This window comes from Alkalihalobacterium sp. TH-98, assembly GCF_057473385.1.
This window is the reverse complement of record NZ_JBYCKM010000048.1, coordinates 35738-51619: the sequence shown is the minus strand read 5'-3', so window position 1 is coordinate 51619 and position 15882 is coordinate 35738. Positions and strand designations below refer to the sequence as shown.

Annotated in this window: 31 protein-coding genes; all 31 read right to left on the bottom strand. The window is 40.2% G+C overall.

All coding sequences use genetic code 11. The features are described from left to right. The 31 genes from AC2VNP_RS19955 to rplD all read right to left on the bottom strand — a co-directional run bounded on the left by AC2VNP_RS19955 (window position 1) and on the right by rplD (window position 15871). Window positions 1-864, bottom strand: a complete 864-nt coding sequence (locus tag AC2VNP_RS19955) for an energy-coupling factor ABC transporter ATP-binding protein (protein ID WP_486919002.1) — start codon at window positions 862-864, stop codon at window positions 1-3. Further along, complete coding sequence (locus AC2VNP_RS19950) at window positions 840-1679, bottom strand: energy-coupling factor transporter ATPase (protein WP_486919001.1); 840 nt, start codon at window positions 1677-1679, stop codon at window positions 840-842. Before AC2VNP_RS19950 ends, AC2VNP_RS19955 begins: the two co-directional genes overlap by 25 nt. 108 nt (window positions 1680-1787) lie before the next feature. After that, window positions 1788-2150: a 50S ribosomal protein L17 gene (gene rplQ / locus AC2VNP_RS19945; protein WP_275120377.1), complete on the bottom strand. Its 363-nt coding sequence runs from the start codon at window positions 2148-2150 to the stop codon at window positions 1788-1790. 114 nt (window positions 2151-2264) lie between these two features. Next, window positions 2265-3209 (bottom strand): DNA-directed RNA polymerase subunit alpha, encoded by a 945-nt coding sequence (locus AC2VNP_RS19940; RefSeq protein WP_486919000.1) that lies wholly within the window; start codon window positions 3207-3209, stop codon window positions 2265-2267. 191 nt (window positions 3210-3400) lie between these two features. Further along, window positions 3401-3793: a 30S ribosomal protein S11 gene (gene rpsK / locus AC2VNP_RS19935; RefSeq protein ID WP_075388570.1), complete on the bottom strand. Its 393-nt coding sequence runs from the start codon at window positions 3791-3793 to the stop codon at window positions 3401-3403. A 21-nt stretch (window positions 3794-3814) separates the two neighbouring features. Continuing rightward, on the bottom strand, window positions 3815-4180 hold the full coding sequence (gene rpsM, locus AC2VNP_RS19930; protein ID WP_275120374.1) for a 30S ribosomal protein S13: 366 nt from the start codon (window positions 4178-4180) through the stop codon (window positions 3815-3817). A 22-nt stretch (window positions 4181-4202) separates the two neighbouring features. Beyond that, window positions 4203-4316, bottom strand: coding sequence for a 50S ribosomal protein L36 (gene rpmJ, locus AC2VNP_RS19925; protein ID WP_003322638.1), 114 nt, complete (start codon window positions 4314-4316; stop codon window positions 4203-4205). Window positions 4317-4405: 89 nt separating this feature from the next. Further along, complete coding sequence (infA, locus tag AC2VNP_RS19920) at window positions 4406-4624, bottom strand: translation initiation factor IF-1 (RefSeq protein ID WP_003322635.1); 219 nt, start codon at window positions 4622-4624, stop codon at window positions 4406-4408. 4 nt (window positions 4625-4628) lie between these two features. Further along, complete coding sequence (locus tag AC2VNP_RS19915) at window positions 4629-4934, bottom strand: KOW motif-containing protein (protein WP_486918999.1); 306 nt, start codon at window positions 4932-4934, stop codon at window positions 4629-4631. A gap of 18 nt (window positions 4935-4952) precedes the next feature. Beyond that, on the bottom strand, window positions 4953-5699 hold the full coding sequence (gene map, locus AC2VNP_RS19910) for a type I methionyl aminopeptidase (protein ID WP_275120372.1): 747 nt from the start codon (window positions 5697-5699) through the stop codon (window positions 4953-4955). Beyond that, the gene (locus tag AC2VNP_RS19905) at window positions 5696-6349 is read right to left on the bottom strand and encodes an adenylate kinase (protein ID WP_486918998.1); all 654 of its coding nucleotides are present in this window, start codon (window positions 6347-6349) and stop codon (window positions 5696-5698) included. Before AC2VNP_RS19905 ends, map begins: the two co-directional genes overlap by 4 nt. Window positions 6350-6419: 70 nt before the next feature. Next, window positions 6420-7712 carry a preprotein translocase subunit SecY gene (gene secY / locus AC2VNP_RS19900; RefSeq protein ID WP_486918997.1) on the bottom strand — a complete coding sequence of 431 codons (1293 nt, stop codon included), beginning with the start codon at window positions 7710-7712 and terminating at the stop codon, window positions 6420-6422. After that, complete coding sequence (gene rplO, locus AC2VNP_RS19895) at window positions 7712-8152, bottom strand: 50S ribosomal protein L15 (RefSeq protein ID WP_216831072.1); 441 nt, start codon at window positions 8150-8152, stop codon at window positions 7712-7714. Before rplO ends, secY begins: the two co-directional genes overlap by 1 nt. Window positions 8153-8181: 29 nt before the next feature. Next, window positions 8182-8370: a 50S ribosomal protein L30 gene (gene rpmD / locus AC2VNP_RS19890; protein ID WP_275120368.1), complete on the bottom strand. Its 189-nt coding sequence runs from the start codon at window positions 8368-8370 to the stop codon at window positions 8182-8184. A gap of 13 nt (window positions 8371-8383) precedes the next feature. Next, window positions 8384-8881, bottom strand: a complete 498-nt coding sequence (rpsE, locus tag AC2VNP_RS19885; protein ID WP_486918996.1) for a 30S ribosomal protein S5 — start codon at window positions 8879-8881, stop codon at window positions 8384-8386. A 21-nt stretch (window positions 8882-8902) separates the two neighbouring features. Continuing rightward, on the bottom strand, window positions 8903-9265 hold the full coding sequence (gene rplR / locus AC2VNP_RS19880; RefSeq protein WP_486918995.1) for a 50S ribosomal protein L18: 363 nt from the start codon (window positions 9263-9265) through the stop codon (window positions 8903-8905). 30 nt (window positions 9266-9295) lie between these two features. After that, window positions 9296-9832, bottom strand: coding sequence for a 50S ribosomal protein L6 (rplF, locus tag AC2VNP_RS19875; RefSeq protein ID WP_486918994.1), 537 nt, complete (start codon window positions 9830-9832; stop codon window positions 9296-9298). Window positions 9833-9862: 30 nt separating this feature from the next. Beyond that, entirely contained in the window at window positions 9863-10261 is a 399-nt protein-coding gene (rpsH, locus tag AC2VNP_RS19870; protein ID WP_209125326.1) for a 30S ribosomal protein S8, read from the bottom strand. A gap of 28 nt (window positions 10262-10289) precedes the next feature. Beyond that, the gene (locus AC2VNP_RS19865) at window positions 10290-10475 is read right to left on the bottom strand and encodes a type Z 30S ribosomal protein S14 (RefSeq protein ID WP_075388582.1); all 186 of its coding nucleotides are present in this window, start codon (window positions 10473-10475) and stop codon (window positions 10290-10292) included. 28 nt (window positions 10476-10503) lie between these two features. Next, the gene (gene rplE, locus AC2VNP_RS19860; protein ID WP_275120364.1) at window positions 10504-11043 is read right to left on the bottom strand and encodes a 50S ribosomal protein L5; all 540 of its coding nucleotides are present in this window, start codon (window positions 11041-11043) and stop codon (window positions 10504-10506) included. Between the two features lie 25 nt (window positions 11044-11068). Beyond that, the gene (gene rplX / locus AC2VNP_RS19855) at window positions 11069-11380 is read right to left on the bottom strand and encodes a 50S ribosomal protein L24 (RefSeq protein WP_216831078.1); all 312 of its coding nucleotides are present in this window, start codon (window positions 11378-11380) and stop codon (window positions 11069-11071) included. A gap of 38 nt (window positions 11381-11418) precedes the next feature. Continuing rightward, window positions 11419-11787, bottom strand: a complete 369-nt coding sequence (gene rplN, locus AC2VNP_RS19850; protein ID WP_209125324.1) for a 50S ribosomal protein L14 — start codon at window positions 11785-11787, stop codon at window positions 11419-11421. 35 nt (window positions 11788-11822) lie between these two features. Beyond that, window positions 11823-12083, bottom strand: a complete 261-nt coding sequence (gene rpsQ, locus AC2VNP_RS19845; RefSeq protein WP_275120363.1) for a 30S ribosomal protein S17 — start codon at window positions 12081-12083, stop codon at window positions 11823-11825. Window positions 12084-12104: 21 nt separating this feature from the next. Next, the gene (gene rpmC / locus AC2VNP_RS19840) at window positions 12105-12308 is read right to left on the bottom strand and encodes a 50S ribosomal protein L29 (RefSeq protein ID WP_209125354.1); all 204 of its coding nucleotides are present in this window, start codon (window positions 12306-12308) and stop codon (window positions 12105-12107) included. Beyond that, complete coding sequence (gene rplP / locus AC2VNP_RS19835; protein ID WP_017729591.1) at window positions 12298-12732, bottom strand: 50S ribosomal protein L16; 435 nt, start codon at window positions 12730-12732, stop codon at window positions 12298-12300. Before rplP ends, rpmC begins: the two co-directional genes overlap by 11 nt. Window positions 12733-12734: 2 nt before the next feature. Further along, a complete protein-coding gene (rpsC, locus tag AC2VNP_RS19830; protein ID WP_275120362.1) occupies window positions 12735-13394 on the bottom strand; it encodes a 30S ribosomal protein S3 in 660 nt (219 codons plus the stop codon). Window positions 13395-13396: 2 nt separating this feature from the next. Beyond that, complete coding sequence (gene rplV, locus AC2VNP_RS19825; RefSeq protein ID WP_275120361.1) at window positions 13397-13741, bottom strand: 50S ribosomal protein L22; 345 nt, start codon at window positions 13739-13741, stop codon at window positions 13397-13399. A 22-nt stretch (window positions 13742-13763) separates the two neighbouring features. Continuing rightward, window positions 13764-14042, bottom strand: coding sequence for a 30S ribosomal protein S19 (rpsS, locus tag AC2VNP_RS19820; protein ID WP_216831080.1), 279 nt, complete (start codon window positions 14040-14042; stop codon window positions 13764-13766). Between the two features lie 57 nt (window positions 14043-14099). Beyond that, window positions 14100-14930: a 50S ribosomal protein L2 gene (gene rplB, locus AC2VNP_RS19815; protein ID WP_486918993.1), complete on the bottom strand. Its 831-nt coding sequence runs from the start codon at window positions 14928-14930 to the stop codon at window positions 14100-14102. A 27-nt stretch (window positions 14931-14957) separates the two neighbouring features. Further along, on the bottom strand, window positions 14958-15248 hold the full coding sequence (gene rplW / locus AC2VNP_RS19810) for a 50S ribosomal protein L23 (RefSeq protein WP_275120359.1): 291 nt from the start codon (window positions 15246-15248) through the stop codon (window positions 14958-14960). After that, window positions 15248-15871 carry a 50S ribosomal protein L4 gene (gene rplD / locus AC2VNP_RS19805; RefSeq protein WP_486918992.1) on the bottom strand — a complete coding sequence of 208 codons (624 nt, stop codon included), beginning with the start codon at window positions 15869-15871 and terminating at the stop codon, window positions 15248-15250. Before rplD ends, rplW begins: the two co-directional genes overlap by 1 nt. Between the last annotated feature and the right edge of the window lie 11 nt (window positions 15872-15882).

Sequence of the window (15882 nt, the reverse complement as noted above, 5' to 3'; positions counted from 1 at the left end):
TCACCTTTTTTCAAGCATGAACTGCTTAATAAATTGCGCGACTTGATCAACAGTAAACAAGTCACGAGGCATAGGTTGTTGAAAAACTTTTTCCAATTTATTCATAAAAGCTAATGTTTCAGGGACGTCTAATCCGATTTCTTGTAAGTGATTTAAATTTGAAAACACTTTCTCGGGGCGGCCTTTAGTGACAATTTCCCCTTGATTCATTACAATGATCTGATCGGCATACAACGCAGCGTCTTCCATGTGATGGGTAACAAGTACCGTAGTGAGCTGATTTTCTTGATGCAGACGATAAAACATATCCATAATTTCACGTCGACCTTTTGGGTCTAAACCAGCTGTAGGCTCATCTAATACAAGTACTTTAGGCTCTAAGGCAAGTACGCCTGCAATCGCTACCCGGCGCTTTTGTCCGCCGCTTAATTCAAACGGAGAACGTTGTAGAAATTCTTCAGATAAACCAACAAGCGGCATAAGCATTTTTGCACGCTGTTTCGCTGCTCTTTCTGGCACACCAAAATTCATAGGACCAAAGATAATATCTTTTTCGACCGTCTCTTCAAACAATTGATGCTCAGGATATTGAAACACAAGCCCGACATTTTTGCGAAGAGTCTTTAAGTCTTTTGCCTTTTGGTTTGCGATAATCTCAGTATTTCCAATTTTAATTCGGCCTTGCGTGGGTCGAAGCAACCCATTTAAATGTTGAATTAACGTTGACTTCCCAGACCCTGTGTGACCGATAATCGCCGTATATGAGCCTGTTGGAACTTGAAATGACACTTGTTTAAGAACTTCCTTGACAAAAGGGGTTCCTTGCATGTACGTATGCCCTAACTGTTCGACTTTAATTTCCATAGTTCCTCCACAAGATCATCCATCGACAATGTCACATGATTTAAGTTGATGCCTTCTTTCAATAAGTACCGCTGTAATTTCACTGAGAATGGAACATCGAGGCTTTGATCATTCAAAAATTCTTCATCCGTTAATATTTCGTCAGGAGGACCGTCACGAACAATCTCCCCTTCACTCATAACAAGAATACGATCTGCTAGAGATGCTTCATCAATATCATGTGTAATAGAAATAACCGTAATGTTTTCTGTTTCTCTTAAATGTAAAACAGTTTGTATCACTTCTTTTCGACCTTGTGGATCTAACATGGATGTCGACTCATCTAAAACGATAACAGAAGGCTGAATCGCTATAATACCAGCAATAGCTAATCGCTGTTTCTGTCCACCAGAAAGTCGATGCGGCTCTTCGGTTAATAGGTGAGCAATTCCAACTTTTTCAGCGCTATGTTGAATTCGTTCTTCCATTTCCGTGGTTGGCACCCCGTTATTCTCAAGTCCAAAAGCAATATCATCTTTGACTGTCGTACCAACTAATTGATTTTCAGGATTTTGAAAAACAAGTCCGACATACTTACGGATTTCCCACATCTTATCTTCGTCTCTAGTATCCATTCCATTTATAATTACTTCTCCCTCTTCAGGAATAAGTAATCCATTTAAAAAACGAGACAGTGTTGACTTGCCTGAGCCATTATGGCCAATGATGGCAACCCACTCTCCCTTTTTTACAGTCAGTGATAATTTCTTTAATACTTCTTCTCCATCAGTATCATACTTATAAGTAAGGTCCTTAATTTGGATTGGATCTCCCATGAACATCACCCTAACGTTCTCTCTATATAAAAAAAGGGCTGTGAGTGGGAGCTATTCGCTCACAACCTGTCACGCCCTTTGTCGTCAAATATATATGTTGGATCAGAATTAAACTAGCTCAATAATAGCCATTGGTGCACCATCACCACGGCGAGGACCTACTTTAAGAATACGAGTATATCCACCTTGACGCTCTTCATAACGAGGAGCGATATCAGCGAAAAGCTTTTGAATTGCATCTTCACCTGTCTCTTGATTAGCTACTTCACGACGTACGAAAGATGCTGCTTGACGACGTGCGTGAAGGTCACCACGTTTACCAAGAGTGATCATTTTCTCAATGATAGGGCGAAGTTCTTTAGCTTTTGCTTCAGTAGTTTCAATTCTCTCGTTGATAATTAAATCTGTAACTAAATCACGGAATAATGCTTTACGACCAGCACTATCACGACCTAATTTTGCATATGCCATGTCTGTTTCCCTCCTTTGTAACGCTTATATGTTTGCCTAAACAGGCACGACGATTTATGGTAAAACACAAGAAAAACAGAGAACAGCACAGTGCTAAGCGTTCCCTATTAGTACCTACTCTTCTTTACGAAGACCTAAGCCTAATTCAGCAAGCTTTTCTTGAACTTCTTCAAGAGATTTGCGTCCAAGGTTACGTACTTTCATCATGTCTTCTTCTGTTTTTTGTGTTAATTCTTGTACGGTATTAATTCCAGCACGCTTTAAGCAGTTGTAAGAACGAACAGAAAGATCAAGTTCTTCAATCGTCATTTCAAGTACTTTTTCTTTTTGATCTTCTTCTTTTTCAACCATAATTTCAGCATTTTGTGCTTGATCTGTTAGACCGACAAAAATGTTTAAGTGCTCAGTTAAGATCTTTGCACCTAAGCTTACTGCTTCTTCAGGACGAATGCTTCCATCAGTCCATACATCTAAAGTGAGTTTGTCATAGTTGGTAATTTGACCGACACGTGTATTTTCGACTTGATAATTCACTCGAGATACTGGTGTGTAGATCGAGTCAATTGGGATTACTCCAATTGGTTGATCTTCAGACTTATTATCTTCTGCAGGAACATAACCACGTCCACGTTTAGCAGTTAAACGCATATGTAGTCTAGCACCACTAGATAGAGTCGCAATATGAAGATCAGGGTTTAATACGTCTACATCACTATCATGTGTTAGATCACCAGCTGTAACAACACCTTCACCTTGTGTATCAATTTCTAAAACCTTCTCTTCATCCGAGTAGATTTTTAGAGCCAGTTGCTTCAAGCTAAGAATGATAGTCGTCACATCTTCTACTACACCTTCAATGGTTGAGAATTCATGTAAAACACCGTCAATCTGAACACTCGTTACGGCAGCTCCTGGTAAAGAGGATAAGAGGATACGACGTAAGGAGTTCCCTAAAGTTGTTCCATACCCACGTTCAAGTGGCTCAACTACGAACTTCCCGTATTTAGCATCTTCGCTAACTTCAATCGTTTCAATATTTGGCTTTTCTATTTCAATCATTCAACAAACCCTCCTTCAAAACGTCGAACTCCGGTTGACCCGTAAGGATTGCCTAACCGGATTCCCCATTAGGCAGTTCCCATACGCATTACCATCGTTAATAAAAGCAAGAACCGTTTCATAGGGAAAATCTCGTCTTAACCATTATTAACACTTTTAGGAAATCTATACAAGAAATTGGATTTCTTTTATTAAACTCTACGACGTTTTGGTGGACGGCAACCATTGTGAGGAACAGGCGTAACGTCACGGATCATGCTAACTTCTAATCCTACTGCTTGAAGAGAACGAATAGCTGCTTCACGTCCTGCACCAGGACCTTTTACAGTTACTTCGATCGTTTTCATGCCGTTTTCCATTGCTGTTTTACCAGCAGCTTCAGCAGCCATTTGAGCAGCAAATGGAGTAGATTTACGTGAACCTTTAAATCCTAGGTTTCCAGCACTAGCCCATGAAATTGCGTTTCCATGTACATCAGTAATCGTAACGATCGTATTGTTGAAAGTTGATTTAATATGTGCTACACCACTTTCAACATTTTTACGTTGACGACGTTTTGTACGTGTATTAGTCTTTTTAGCCATGTTTTAACCTAACCTCCTTTACTATTTCTTCTTATTAGCTACTGTACGACGTGGACCTTTACGTGTACGAGCATTGTTTTTCGTGTTTTGTCCGCGAACTGGTAAGCCACGACGGTGACGGATACCACGGTAGCAACCGATTTCGATTAGACGCTTAATGTTTAAAGAGATTTCACGACGAAGATCTCCCTCTACTCGATATGCATCGATTACTTCACGAATTTTACCTAACTCATCTTCAGTTAAATCACGAACTCGAGTATCTTCAGATACGCCAGCTTTTTCTAGGATTTCAGATGAAAGTTTTCTTCCGATTCCATAGATGTATGTTAATGACACTACTACTCGTTTGTCACGAGGAATGTCAACACCTGATATACGTGCCATGAATTACAGCACCTCCTTGTTATTAGCCTTGTTTTTGTTTATGCTTAGGGTTTTCACAAATTACCATAACTGTACCTTTTCTACGAATAACTTTACATTTTTCGCAGATCGGCTTAACTGATGGTCTGACCTTCATTATATTTACCTCCTTATATTACGGAGTGCTCGTATCAAGCTCTCATTTGAGCATAGTAAACTATATCTAAACCGACAAATACCTAAGGATTATTTATAACGATATGTGATTCGGCCACGCGTTAAATCATATGGAGATAATTCAACAGTCACTTTATCACCTGGTAAGATGCGGATAAAGTGCATACGAATTTTACCTGATACATGAGCCAATACTTTATGACCATTTTCTAACTCGACACGGAACATTGCATTTGGTAGTGGCTCAATTACGGTACCTTCAACTTCAATTACATCCTCTTTCGCCATGAATTTACTCTCCTTCCTTCAGTAAATGATATTGTTCTAAGAACTTTTGTATCGCAAACCGCAGCTTGGCATTGGTAACACGACCAGTTTCATTAATGCTACTTTTCACTTCATCTGAGATATAATCAATGACTTTTAGGTGTTGGATATTCTTTTTCTTAGCTTTATCGTATTTGCGATAATCACCATCTGCAATCAAAACAAAGCGATGGTCTATTATACCAACTACTATACAAAACCGTTCCCGATCACGACCTCTTATTACTTCAACGACTTGACCAATAACTGGTAGCGATTCAGGATCTTTCATCTTCCATCACCTTCATAATTACACTTTTGTCAGTATTTCATACCCAGTTTCTGTGATAGCAATCGTATGCTCAAAGTGCGCACAGTTTTTTCTATCGGTAGTAACTACAGTCCAATTATCTGCTAGAGTTCGTACATAGCGAGTTCCAGCGTTGACCATTGGTTCAATGGCAAGGACCATACCAGGTTTTAATCGAGGGCCTTTACCTGGCGGACCATAGTGTGGAATTTGTGGATCTTCGTGTAAGTTTTGACCTACACCATGACCTACATATTCTCTTACTACTGAATATCCATGAGCTTCTACATATGTTTGTATCGCATGTGAGATATTCGAAAGTCTTTCTCCTGGTTTAGCTTCCTCTAACCCTTTGTATAGAGATGTTTCTGTTACATCCATTAGGTTCTGGTCACTTTCTGTAATTTCACCGACAGCATAAGTCCATGCAGAGTCACCATGATATCCATTGTATTGAGCACCTATATCAATACTAATAATATCTCCAGCCTTGAGAACACGTTTCCCTGGTATACCATGCACCAACTCTTCATTTACTGAAGCACAGATACTACCCGTAAATCCATTGTAACCTTTAAAGGATGGTACCGCATCATAGGAACGAATCAATTTCTCGGCAATGTTATCTAATTCCTTGGTAGTAATACCAGGTTGGATATGCTTTTTTAGCTCCTGATGTGTGAGGGCAACGATCTTACCCGCCTCGCGCATAATGGCGATCTCACGTTCAGTCTTACAAATAATCATGCATTTATTCCTTTCAGAAGTTGGTCAATGTTTTCAAACACTTGCCCAATCTCTTGTAACCCATCGATATCACGAAGTACACCTTTTTCTGAGTAGAAATCAAGAAGTGGTTTACTTTGCTTAATATTAACTTCAAGGCGTTTCTTTACCGTTTCTGGTTTATCATCATCTCTTTGAATCAATTGGCTACCGTCAACGTCACAGATTCCTTCAACCTTTGGAGGGTTGAATATAACATGATATGTTCTCCCTGATGTAGGTGAAACTCTTCTTCCCGTAAGTCGGTCCATAAGAATCTCTTCTGGAACCTCGATATTAATAACATAGTCAATTCTTCTCTCGAGAGATGCTAGCATCTCATCTAAAGCTTCTGCCTGAGCGACTGTACGTGGAAATCCATCTAATAGAAAACCTTTTTCGCAGTCTGCTTGACTTAAACGCTCACGAACAATACCGATAGTAACTTCATCAGGTACTAACTCGCCTGCATCCATAAATGACTTTGCTTTCATACCTAGTTCAGTTTCATTCTTAATTGCTGCACGGAACATATCTCCTGTAGAGATGTGTGGAATTCCATAGTTCTCAACAATTCTTTCTGCTTGAGTACCTTTCCCAGCACCCGGAAGCCCCATTAATATTAAATTCATTTTCTTCCCCTCCATTACCGAATTGATAACTATAACACTAAGGGAAACTACTTTTTCCCTTAGTTTCTAGTTACTTTATGAATCCTTTGTAATGACGTTTAATTAACTGACTCTCAATTTGTTTCATCGTATCTAATGCTACACCAACGACAATTAATAATCCAGTTCCGCCAATTTGAATCGCAGGAGGTAATCCCATGAAAGCCGTAAAGAAGACTGGAATAATTGAGACAACAGCTAAGAATAATGCTCCAACTAGTGTCAGTCGATACAGGATACGTGTAATATATTCCTGCGTCGTCTTTCCTGGTCGTATACCAGGGATATAACCGCCTTGCTTCTTCAGATTGTCTGCTAATTGCTCAGGATTAACCTGAATAAACGTATAGAAATAAGTAAACCCAATGATGAGCAATGCATAAAGTATCATGCCGTACGGGTTATTAATATCAAAAATAGTTGCAACCCAATGAGCTACTGTATTTTCGCCACCAAAGAAACCAGCGATCGTTGGTGGAAACATAAATAATGATAAAGCAAAAATTACAGGAATAACCCCAGCTGCATTTACCTTAATTGGTAGATGCGTTGACTGTCCGCCAACAGGACTTCTTCCAACAAGACGCTTTGCATACTGAACTGGTACTTTACGTAAAGCCTGTTGAACGTATATTACTCCTACAATAATCGCAAGCACTGCAAGAAGTAAAAGTAATACTGTGACAATGCTTAAAAACAGTTGTTCGCCAGCATTTTCAATTTGTATAGCATAAATTTGGTTCACAGCATTTGGAATACCAGCAGCTATACCTGCAAAGATGATAATCGATATACCGTTACCGACTCCTTTTGCAGTGATTTGTTCCCCAAGCCACATTAGAAATGCCGTTCCCGCCGTAAGTACGAGTGCAATAAATAAATAGGTAGGAACAGTTGGGTTAGGAATTAATCCTGGGAAGATCGTATTGAAACCAATAGACATTCCTAGTGCTTGTATAAAACCTAACACAATTGTTCCATAACGAGTGACTTGAGCCAATTTCCGACGACCTGCTTCACCCTGTTTTGCCCATTCTGCAAACTTAGGCACTACATCCATTTGAAGTAACTGTACAACAATGGATGCGGTGATATACGGCATAATTCCCATAGCAAAAATCGAAAAGTTACCTAATGCTCCACCGCCAAATGTATTTAAAAATCCAAAAGCATTTGCTTGATCGTAGAAATTTAAAACATCTTTATTCGAACCCGGTACAGGAATAAATGTACCGATCCGAAATACAATAAGCATTAATAGTGTGAAGATAACCTTTCGTCTTAAGTCACCAACGCGCATAATGTTGGAGATCGTCCGGAACATTAAATCACCTCAGTTTTTCCGCCAGCAGCTTCGATAGCTTCTACAGCAGTAGCAGAGAACTTATTAGCTTTAACTGTAAGTTGCTTCTCAAGCTTGCCGTTACCAAGGATCTTAATACCATCCTTAACGTTCTTAACTACACCAGTTTCGATTAATAGCTCAGGTGTAACTTCAGTTCCTGCATCAAAACGGTTTAGCGTCTCAAGGTTTACAATCGTAAACTCTTTGCGAGTAGGGTTTGTGAATCCTCGTTTTGGTAAACGACGGAAGATTGGGTTTTGCCCACCTTCAAATCCTGGACGAACTCCTCCACCTGAACGTGCATTTTGCCCTTTGTGTCCACGACCAGCTGTTTTACCGTTACCAGAACCGATACCACGTCCAACGCGGTTACGTACCTTGCGAGACCCTTCTGCAGGTTTCAACTCATGAAGTTTCATGTTGCCACCTCCTCTTAAGTAAGTTTCAATTACGCATCGATTTCTTTAACTGTTACTAAATGTGCTACTTTGTTAACCATACCACGAATAGCAGCGTTATCTTGTTGCACTACAGTTTGATGCATCTTGCGTAAGCCTAAAGTTTTTACAGTAATACGTTGGTCCTCAGGACGTCCGATAACACTTCTAGTGAGGGTAATCTCTAACTTTTTAGCCACGTCTTTTCCCTCCTTATCCTAGCAGTTCTTCTACTGATTTACCACGTAATTTAGCAACCTCTTCAGCGCGCTTAAGTTCTTTAAGACCTTCCATAGTTGCACGAACCATATTAATAGGGTTATTTGATCCTAATGATTTAGATAGAATATCACCAACACCTGCAAGCTCTAGTACTGCACGTACAGGTCCACCAGCGATAACCCCAGTACCCTCTGATGCTGGCTTAAGTAATACACGTCCTGCACCGAAGTGACCTAAGATTTGGTGTGGAATTGTTGTACCAACTACAGGTACTTCAATTAAGTTCTTCTTTGCATCTTCAATTGCTTTACGAATCGCTTCAGGAACTTCTTGAGCTTTACCCATTCCAAAGCCGACATGACCGTTTTTATCACCAACAACTACTAATGCAGCAAAGCGGAAACGACGTCCACCTTTTACTACTTTAGCTACGCGGTTAACGGCAACAACTTTTTCTTCAAGCTCCAACGTATTTGCATCGATACGCATTTAGTTTCCCTCCTTTTTACATTAAAATTGTAATCCAGCTTCACGAGCTGCATCAGCTAATACTTGAACACGTCCGTGATATAAATAACCCCCACGGTCGAATACGATAGTCGTGTGCCCATTTTCAACTGCACGCTTAGCTACAAGTTCTCCAACAGCTTTAGCTGCTTCTTTATTTCCACCGTTCTCTAAGTTAAGTTCTTTATCTAAACTTGACGCAGATGCTAATGTTACACCGTTCACATCATCAATTAGCTGTGCGTAAATGTGTTTAGAAGAACGGAAAACATTTAAACGTGGACGTTCAGGAGTACCTGTGATCGTGCGACGAACGTGAGCATGTCTTTTCTTACGCGCCAAATTTTTGTCAGGCTTCGTAATCATTGAACGTCATTCCTTTCCGTTAACTATTTATTATTTACCAGTTTTACCTTCTTTACGACGTACATATTCACCCTCATAACGGATTCCTTTTCCTTTATAAGGCTCAGGTAAACGTACAGAACGGATGTTAGCTGCAATAGCACCTACACGCTCTTTATCGATACCTTTAACAAGTACTTTTGTATTAGAAGGAACTTCGATTTCGATACCTTGCTCAGGCTCGATCTCTACTGGGTGAGAGTAACCTACGTTTAATACTAATTTCGAGCCAGATTTGGTTGCACGGTAACCTACCCCGATTAACTCTAGTCCCTTTTCGTATCCTTTTGTTACACCTTCAACCATGTTACTAACGATACTACGAGTTGTTCCGTGTAAAGAGCGGTGTTCCTTGTTATCACTTGGACGTTCGATAACAATTTGGTTCTCCTCTACTTTAACATCCATTTCTGGGTGTACATTACGGCTAAGTTCACCTTTAGGTCCTTTAACTGTAATTACGTTGTCGTTAAGAGTAACTGTTACTCCACTTGGAACTTCAATTGGTTTCTTACCAATACGTGACATATCTTACACCTCCAATCTTACCTTTATTGATTACCAAACGTAAGCTAAAACTTCTCCGCCTACTTGTTGTTGACGTGCATCTTTATCTGTCATAATACCTTTAGATGTTGAAACGATAGCAATACCTAAACCGCCTAATACGCGTGGTACTTCCGTAGCTTTTGCGTATACACGTAGTCCAGGCTTACTAATACGTTTTAATCCAGTAATAACTCGCTCGTTGTTTGCACCGTATTTTAAGAAGATACGAATAACACCTTGCTTGTTATCTTCGATATATTCAAAGTCACGGATGAAACCTTCACGCTTTAAGATTTCAGCGATTTGTTTTTTGATGTTAGAAGCAGGTACTTCTAATTTCTCGTGACGAACTACGTTCGCATTACGGATGCGAGTTAGCAAATCTGCAACAGGATCTGTCATGACCATCTATATTACCTCCTTCCCATTTAAGGGTTTACCAGCTAGCTTTTTTAACGCCAGGAATTTGACCTTTATAAGCAAGTTCTCTAAAGCAAATACGGCATAATTTAAACTTTCTCATTACAGAATGCGGGCGTCCGCAACGTTCGCAGCGAGTGTACTCTTGTACTTTGTACTTCTGCTGGCGTTTCTGTTTTGCGATCATTGATTTCTTCGCCAAAGTTTTCCCTCCTCTTCGGCTTAGCCGATTATTTTTGGAATGGCATGCCCATTTGTGTTAATAACTCACGAGCTTCTTCATCCGTGTTAGCAGTCGTTACAATAACGATATCCATACCACGTACTTTATCAACTTTATCATAATCGATTTCAGGGAAGATCAATTGTTCTTTCACACCTAGTGTGTAGTTTCCACGACCATCGAAAGCTTTTTTCGAGATCCCACGGAAGTCACGTACACGTGGTAATGAAACTGTAATTAATTTATCTAAGAAATCGTACATGCGCTCACCGCGTAGTGTAACTTTCGCACCGATCGGCATACCTTCACGTAACTTGAATCCTGCGATTGATTTTTTTGCTTTTGTAATTAACGGCTTTTGACCAGCGATTTGTGTAAGTTCTTCAACTGCTTTGTCTAAAGCTTTAGGGTTAGCAACAGCATCACCAACACCCATGTTAATAACGATCTTTTCTACTTTAGGCACTCCCATTACTGATGGGTAGTTGAACTTTTCAACTAAAGAAGAAACGATCTCACTTTTATACTTCTCTTTTAAACGAGTCATACGATTGACCTCCTTTCAACACTGACTACTTATCTAGTGCTTCGCCAGATTTTTTCGCAATACGTACTTTTTTACCATCTTCTACTTTATAACCAATACGAGTTGGTTCGCCCGTTTTAGGGTCAATAATCATTACGTTAGAAACGTGAATTGCAGCTTCTTTGCTTACAATCCCACCCTGAGGGTTATCTTGAGAAGGTTTAGCATGTTTTTTAACAATGTTAACACCTTCAACAAGTACACGGTCCTTCTTAGGGTATGCTTCTAAAATAACGCCTTGTTTACCTTTATCTTTACCAGATATCACTTTTACTGTGTCGCCTTTTTTAACGTGCATGTAATCATCGCACCTCCTTATAAAAGGGATGATGTATATTATAGTACTTCCGGAGCTAAAGAAACGATTTTCATAAATTGCTTTTCACGAAGCTCACGTGCAACTGGTCCGAAGATACGAGTTCCACGAGGACCTTTGTCATCACGTACAATTACCGCTGCGTTTTCATCAAATTTAATGTAAGATCCGTCTGTACGACGTACGCCGCTCTTAGAACGAACGATAACCGCCTTAACAACGTCACCTTTCTTGACAACGCCGCCTGGTGTTGCTTGTTTTACAGAACAAACGATAATGTCACCGACGTTAGCAGTTTTACGGCCTGAACCACCTAAAACTTTAATACATAGAACTTCACGAGCTCCAGAGTTGTCAGCAACTTTTAAACGACTCTCCTGTTGAATCATACGATCTTACCTCCCTTCAGGTTAAAAAGAATAAGTTAGATAATAACTGCTTCTTCTACTACTTCTACTAAACGGAAGCGTTTGTCTTTAGATAATGGACGAGTCTCCATAATCTTAACAATATCGCCAACTTTAGCTGTGTTTTCTTCATCATGGGCCTTGAACTTTTTAGAGTACTTTACGCGTTTCCCATATAAACGATCTTTCTTATATGTCTCAACAAGAACACTAATTGTTTTATCCATTTTATCTGAAACTACGCGTCCGATGTACACTTTGCGTTGGTTGCGTTCCATTTAAGCAAACCTCCTCTCAAATTAGCCGTTGTTAATCCCAAGTTCTCTCTCGCGCAACACTGTTTTTGCACGAGCAATTGCCTTACGAACTTCACGAATGCGGGTTGGATTATCCAACTGGCCAGTCGCTAATTGAAAGCGAAGGTTGAATAATTCTTCTTTAAGTGACTTCGTTTTTTGTTCAATTTCAGATGTCGTTAGGTTACGAAGATCATTAGCTTTCATTTGCGTCACCACCCACTTCTTCGCGTTTTACAAATTTACATTTAACAGGTAACTTGTGAGAAGCTAAACGTAATGCTTCACGTGCTACCTCTTCAGATACTCCAGAAATCTCAAACATAATCTTCCCTGGCTTTACTACTGCTACCCATCCTTCAGGAGCACCTTTACCAGAACCCATTCGAACCTCTAAAGGCTTTGCAGTATAAGGTTTAGAAGGGAAAATTTTAATCCAAACTTTACCGCCACGTTTCATGTAACGTGTCATTGCAATACGCGCTGCCTCAATTTGACGGTTAGTAATCCATGAAGCTTCTAGCGCTTGTAAACCATATTCACCGAAATGAACTTCCGTTCCGCCTTTTGCACGACCACGCATTTTACCACGGTGTTCACGACGGTATTTTACACGTTTTGGCAATAACATAATTATTTGCCCCCTTCCTCTTTTTTCGTTCCTTTCGTTGGAAGGACTTCACCACGATAAATCCAGATCTTAACGCCTAATTTACCGTAAGTTGTATCTGCTTCTGCAGTTCCATAATCGATGTCTGCACGAAGCGTGTGAAGTGGAACAGTACCTTCGCTATAGTGTTCTCCACGAGCGATATCAGCGCCACCTAGACGACCTGATACTTGTGTTTTAATTCCTTTAGCACCAGCACGCATAGTACGTTGTAGTGCTTGCTTCATTGCACGACGGAAAGAAACACGGTTTTCTAATTGACGAGCAATGTTTTCAGCTACTAATTTAGCATCTAAATCAGCATTTTTAATCTCAAAGATATTGATATGAACTCTTTTACCAGTTAGTTCATTTAAAGCTTTACGAAGTGCTTCTACTTCAGAACCACCTTTACCGATAACCATTCCAGGCTTAGCCGTATGAACAGTTACATTTACACGGTTTGCAGCACGTTCGATTTCGATCTTAGATACAGATGCATCTTTTAAACGTTTTTCGATGTACTCACGAATTTTAATATCTTCGTGTAGTAAGTCTGCATAGTCCTTTTCAGCGTACCATCTTGACTCCCAGTCACGAATGACACCGACACGAAGTCCTACCGGATTGACTTTTTGACCCACGCTTATCCCTCCTTCTTTTCTGAAACGACGATTGTAATGTGGCTTGTGCGCTTGTTAATACGGCTAGCGCGACCCATTGCACGTGGACGGAAGCGTTTCAAAGTAACGCCTTCATCAACGAATGCTTCACTGATATATAAGTTATTTGGTTCCATTTCATAATTGTGCTCTGCGTTTGCGATTGCAGAATTTAAAAGCTTTTCTACAATTGGAGAAGCAGCTTTTGGTGTATGGCGCAGGATAGCGATTGCTTCACCGACTTGCTTTCCTCGGATTAAGTCCACAACTAGACGAACTTTACGAGGAGCCACACGCACTTGTTTAGCTACAGCTTTAGCTTGTTGCATTGTCAAGGACCTCCCCTCTTAATTAACGTCTTGTTTTCTTGTCATCAGCTGCATGACCTTTATACGAACGTGTAGGTGCGAATTCACCTAGTTTGTGTCCGACCATGTCTTCTGAAACATATACTGGAACATGTTTACGACCATCGTAAACTGCAATTGTATGCCCGATAAACTCAGGGAAAATAGTTGAACGACGAGACCAAGTTTTAATAACCTTTTTCTCATTGTTTTCGTTCATAACTTCGACCTTCTTCATTAAATGATCATCGACAAAAGGTCCCTTTTTTAAACTACGGCCCATGAATAAACCTCCCTTCGTGATTGACCCACGGTTCGAATGAACCGTGAAACAACCCCGTTATTTTTTGCGACGACGTACAATGTACTTATCTGAAGCTTTGTTTTTCTTACGTGTTTTGTAACCAAGTGTTGGTTTACCCCAAGGAGACATTGGTGATTTACGTCCGATTGGAGCACGACCTTCACCACCACCGTGTGGGTGATCGTTAGGGTTCATTACAGATCCACGAACAGTTGGGCGCTTACCTAACCAACGAGAACGACCTGCTTTACCAATGTTAACTAGTTCATGCTCATCGTTTCCTACAGAACCGATTGTTGCACGACAAGTTGATAAGATATAACGAGTTTCACCTGATTTTAAACGAACTAATACGTAATCTCCTTCTTTACCAAGAAGTTGAGCTTCTGCACCAGCAGAACGTACTAATTGTGCACCTTTACCAGGCTTCAATTCGATATTGTGGATAACTGTACCAACAGGAATATTAATTAAAGGAAGAGCGTTCCCTACTTTAATATCTGCAGTTGCACCTGACTCGATAGTCATTCCAACTTTTAATCCTTTTGGAGCGATGATGTAACGCTTTTCACCATCAGCATAGTTGATTAGTGCAATGTTAGCTGTACGGTTTGGGTCGTATTCGATCGTAGCAACGCGGCCTGGAATACCATCTTTGTTGCGTTTGAAATCGATAATACGATACTTACGTTTGTGTCCGCCACCTTGATGACGTACAGTTAATTTACCTTGATTATTACGACCACCTTTATTGTGTAAAGGCGCTAATAATGACTTTTCTGGTTTGTCAGTTGTGATTTCTGAAAAATCTAGTACTGACATTCCACGACGACCGGCACTGGTCGGTTTATACTTTTTAATCGCCATCTTGATTTCCCTCCTTCTCTGTTAAACTTATACACCTTCAAAGAATTCTAATTCTTTGCTTTCTGGTGTTAATGTAACAATTGCTTTTTTGCGTTTTGCAGTATACCCTGCGTGACGACCGAAACGCTTGAATTTACCTTTGTAGTTCATCGTAGCAACTTTCTGCACTTTCACTCCAAAGATCTCTTCAATTGCACTCTTAATTTCAGTTTTATTCGCGCGAGTGTCCACTTCAAACGTGTACTTCTTCTCAGACATTAAATCAGTTGAACGTTCTGTAATTACGGGGCGCTTAATGATATCACGAGCGTTTGACATTACGCTAGCACCTCCTCTACCTTTTCAACTGCACCTTTAGTAATGATTAGCTTATCGTGCTTAAGAACATCAAGTACATTTACTCCTTCAGCAGAAACAAATGATACACCTGGAATGTTACGAGCAGATAATGCTACAGCATCATTGTAGTCGGCAGTTACAATTAATGCTTTACGATCTACAGATAAGTTCGATAAGATCGCAACCATTTCTTTTGTTTTTGGTGCGTTTAATGCTAATTCTTCTAGAACAACAATCTCAGCAGCCTTTACCTTACTAGAAAGAGCTGACTTGATTGCTAAACGGCGTACTTTTTTAGGTAATTTATAACCGTAATCACGTGGTGTTGGACCAAATACTACTCCTCCACCTACCCATTGTGGTGAACGGATTGACCCTTGACGAGCGCGTCCAGTTCCCTTTTGGCGCCATGGCTTTCTTCCACCGCCGCGTACTTCAGAACGTCCTTTTGTCTTATGAGTACCTTGACGTAAAGATGCTTGTTGCATGACTACTGCGTCATGTAGAACATGCTCATTTGGTTCAATACCAAATACTGCATCAGATAATTCAATATCCCCAACTTGTGAGCCGGATTGATTAAATAATGCTACTTTAGGCATGATGTGTCCTC